The sequence below is a fragment of the Thalassospira sp. UBA848 genome (assembly GCF_002295455.1).
GTDB lineage: Bacteria > Pseudomonadota > Alphaproteobacteria > Rhodospirillales > Thalassospiraceae > Thalassospira.
This window is the reverse complement of record NZ_DBGS01000007.1, coordinates 68,164-71,727: the sequence shown is the minus strand read 5'-3', so window position 1 is coordinate 71,727 and position 3,564 is coordinate 68,164. Positions and strand designations below refer to the sequence as shown.

The following is a 3,564-nucleotide window of genomic DNA, read 5'->3' as shown; positions in this document are numbered from 1 at the left end:
GTCCTGTTCTTGTGGATGGCCGTCCCGCTGGGCATGACGATTTACTTCTCCTTCCTGCGCTACAACCTGTTGTCGCCGGGCATGGAAGAGTGGATCGGGACACTTAACTACGAATTCTTTCTGACAGATCCGGCATTTTTCGCATCCCTTGCAAATACTCTTTTGCTGGTTGGGTCGGTGCTGGCCATCACGGTGGTGGGTGGCATTCTGTTGGGCCTGATGCTTGATCAGCCGATCTTTGGCCGCGGCGTTCTGCGCCTGCTGGTGATTGCACCGTTCTTCATCATGCCCACTGTGAATGCGCTGGTCTGGAAAAACCTTCTGATGGATCCGGTGTCTGGCATGTTTGCCTGGATCGCCAGCCTGTTTGGCCTGCCCGCGATCGACTGGTTTACCAATGCGCCGCTGACCTCGATCATTATCATGGTGTCCTGGCAATGGCTTCCTTTTGCTGTGCTTATCCTTTTGACCGCGTTGCAGTCACTTGATCGCGACCAGAAAGAAGCCGCCCAGATGGATGGCGCCGGGCCAATCTCGATCTTTTTCTATATCACCCTGCCGCATCTGAGCCGTGCAATCACGGTGGTTGTTCTGATTGAAACCATCTTCCTGCTGACTGTCTTTGCCGAAATCTTTGTCACCACTGGTGGCGGTCCGGGTCTGGCAACGACCAACATCGCCTTCCTCGTCTATACGCAGGCGCTGTTGCAGTTCGACGTCGGCGGCGCATCTGCAGGCGGCATTGTCGCGGTCATTCTGGCCAATATCGTGGCGATCTTCCTGATCCGCCTTATCGGCAAGAATCTGGACAAATAGGGGCCCGAAATGGAAAACAAACAGACACCCCTTGGCTATGTCAGCTTCTCGGTCTTCGCCTGGATCGTGGGTCTTCTGATCTTCTTCCCGATCTTCTGGATGGTGCTGACCAGCTTCAAGACCGAACTCGAAGCCGTTTCCATCCCGCCCAGCTTCATTTCCTTTGACTGGACGCTGGAAAACTATGTCGAGGTTCAGGAACGCTCGAACTATTTCAAATTCGCCATGAACTCGGTCATCCTGGCTGTGGGCTCCACCTTGGTTGGTCTGGTCTTTGCCGTCACCTGCGCATGGGCGATGGCATTCAACCCGACCAAACGGACCAAGGATGCCCTTCTGTGGATGCTTTCGACCAAGATGATGCCGCCGGTCGGCGTTCTGGTCCCGATTTATCTTCTGTTCCGCGATTGGGGACTGCTTGATACGCGCTTTGGTCTGATCATGGTTCTGTTCCTGATGAATCTGCCGATCATGGTCTGGATGCTCTACACCTACTTCAAGGAAATCCCGACCGACATTCTTGAAGCGGCCCGCATGGATGGCGCAACCCTGCCCAAGGAAATCATCTTTGTGCTGTTGCCCATGGCGGTTCCGGGCATTGCATCGACCATGCTGCTCAACATCATTCTGGCATGGAACGAAGCCTTCTGGACGCTCAACCTTACAACGTCTGATGCAGCCCCGCTGACTGCTTTCATCGCCTCCTATTCAAGCCCCGAGGGCCTGTTCTGGGCGAAGCTTTCAGCCGCATCGACGCTCGCGGTTGCCCCAATTCTCGTGATTGGCTGGTTCTCTCAGAAACAGCTGGTTCGTGGTCTGACATTCGGCGCGGTCAAGTAACCGCAGCCTGATAGCAATCTGGAAAGAAGGAACACCAAAATGGGTGCTATCCGACTGGAGAAAGTCAAGAAAACCTTCGGCACACTCGATGTTATTCCCGGTGTCGACCTTGATATCAATGACGGCGAATTCGTTGTCTTCGTTGGTCCGTCTGGCTGTGGCAAATCAACGCTTCTGCGTCTGATTGCAGGCCTCGAAGACGTCACTGACGGCAAAATCCTGATCAATGGTACGGACGTCGCGAACGAGGCCCCGGCCAAACGCGGCCTGTCCATGGTCTTTCAGTCCTATGCGCTTTACCCGCATATGACGGTCTATAACAACATTGCCTTTGGCCTGAAAATGGCTGGTGAAAGCAAGGAAGTTATCGAAGAGAAAGTCCAGTCTGCTGCCAAGATCCTGAACTTGACCGACTATCTTGAACGCCGTCCAAGTGCGCTTTCAGGTGGTCAGCGTCAGCGTGTTGCGATTGGCCGTGCGATCGTTCGCAACCCGGCTGCCTTCCTGTTTGACGAACCGCTGTCCAACCTTGATGCCGCACTTCGTGTGAACATGCGGCTCGAAATCACCGGTCTGCATCAGGAACTCAAAACCACCATGATCTACGTCACCCACGATCAGGTTGAAGCCATGACCATGGCCGACAAAATTGTGGTTCTGCAGGCCGGACGCGTCGAGCAGGTCGGCAAACCGATGGAACTTTACAACAACCCGGCAAACAAGTTTGTCGCGGGCTTCATCGGATCACCGAAAATGAACTTTCTGGGCGGGGAGCTTGCCCAAAAACGCGACTGCCACGAAATCGGCATTCGCCCGGAACATATCGCGGTCAGCACCGAAAGCGGCGAAATCCCCGCAACGGTCAAGATCGCCGAACACCTTGGGGCCGAAACCTATCTTCATGTCGAAGCAGATGGCCTCGGCCCGATGACAGTTCGCGCGACCGGCGAAATCCCGCTTGGCGAACATGACAAGATTTTCCTGACACCCGAACAGGATCGCATCCATCGCTTTGATGCCCACGGGCTGGCGTTGGGCAATTCCTGATACGTGCATAAACCGGCCCCCAATGTCCCACACGCATTGGGGCCCGTCTTACCAAACAAGCTAATTGTGAGTCCAAAATGTACCTGAAAAAGTTCGATCTTACCGGCCGTCGGGCCTATGTCACCGGCGGCGGTCGCGCCATCGGCCTGTCCTGCTGCGAAGCCCTTGCCGAGGCTGGCGCACATGTCATCATCGGCGATATCAGCGAAGGCGTTGCAGAAGAAGGTCGCGATTACCTGAAATCCAAGGGTTACTCGGCTGACATCGACATCATAGATGTCACCAACACCGATCAGGTCCGCGACAGTGCCGAAAAAATGGCCAAGCAGGGCGGTGTTGATATTCTTGTGAACAATGCCGGCATCGCGCGTTCTGAAACCCCGGCCGAAACCGTAACTGACGAACATTGGCTCAATGTCATTGATGTCAACCTGAACGGCACGTTCTGGTGCTGCCGTGAATTCGGCAAGCAAATGCTCGCAAAGAAAAACGGCGTCATCGTCAATGTCGGTTCCATGTCGGGCTTTATCGTGAACAAGCCGCAGGAACAGGCCTATTACAACGCATCCAAGGCTGCGGTCCATCACTTGACCAAGTCTCTTGCAGCCGAGTGGGGCAATCGTGGTGTGCGCGTTAATGCCGTCGCACCGACCTATATCGCGACCCCGCTCAATGAGTTCGTGAAATCCAAACCGGAAATGTATGACGCCTGGATCAACGGCACTCCGATGGCCCGTCTGGGCCTGACCGAAGAAATCGGGTCGGTCGTGCTGTTCCTTGCGTCCGATGCGTCCAGCCTGATGACCGGGTCCATCGTTCTGGCTGATGGGGGTTACACCTGCTGGTAAGGCCAGGTGCAAC

At 55.1% G+C, this 3,564-nt stretch carries 4 protein-coding genes; all 4 read left to right on the top strand.

Going from position 1 to position 3,564, the window contains the following annotated elements; all coding sequences use genetic code 11:
• Window positions 1–816 (top strand): carbohydrate ABC transporter permease (locus B2R48_RS01385; RefSeq protein ID WP_296996886.1); only part of this gene is annotated, 816 nt, incomplete at its 5' end.
• Window positions 817–825: 9 nt separating this feature from the next.
• Window positions 826–1,656 carry a carbohydrate ABC transporter permease gene (locus B2R48_RS01380; protein WP_062955965.1) on the top strand — a complete coding sequence of 277 codons (831 nt, stop codon included), beginning with the start codon at window positions 826–828 and terminating at the stop codon, window positions 1,654–1,656.
• Window positions 1,657–1,695: 39 nt separating this feature from the next.
• On the top strand, window positions 1,696–2,703 hold the full coding sequence (locus tag B2R48_RS01375; protein ID WP_062955966.1) for an ABC transporter ATP-binding protein: 1,008 nt from the start codon (window positions 1,696–1,698) through the stop codon (window positions 2,701–2,703).
• A 77-nt stretch (window positions 2,704–2,780) separates the two neighbouring features.
• The gene (locus B2R48_RS01370) at window positions 2,781–3,551 is read left to right on the top strand and encodes an SDR family NAD(P)-dependent oxidoreductase (protein ID WP_296996882.1); all 771 of its coding nucleotides are present in this window, start codon (window positions 2,781–2,783) and stop codon (window positions 3,549–3,551) included.
• Window positions 3,552–3,564 lie beyond the last annotated feature (13 nt).

What these genes read in the sequence shown, in the direction of transcription:
- B2R48_RS01370 (WP_296996882.1), top strand. Translation starts at nt 2,781, where the DNA reads ATGTACCTGAAAAAGTTCGATCTTACCGGCCGTCGGGCCTATGTCACC.
- B2R48_RS01375 (WP_062955966.1), top strand. Translation starts at nt 1,696, where the DNA reads ATGGGTGCTATCCGACTGGAGAAAGTCAAGAAAACCTTCGGCACACTC.
- B2R48_RS01380 (WP_062955965.1), top strand. Translation starts at nt 826, where the DNA reads ATGGAAAACAAACAGACACCCCTTGGCTATGTCAGCTTCTCGGTCTTC.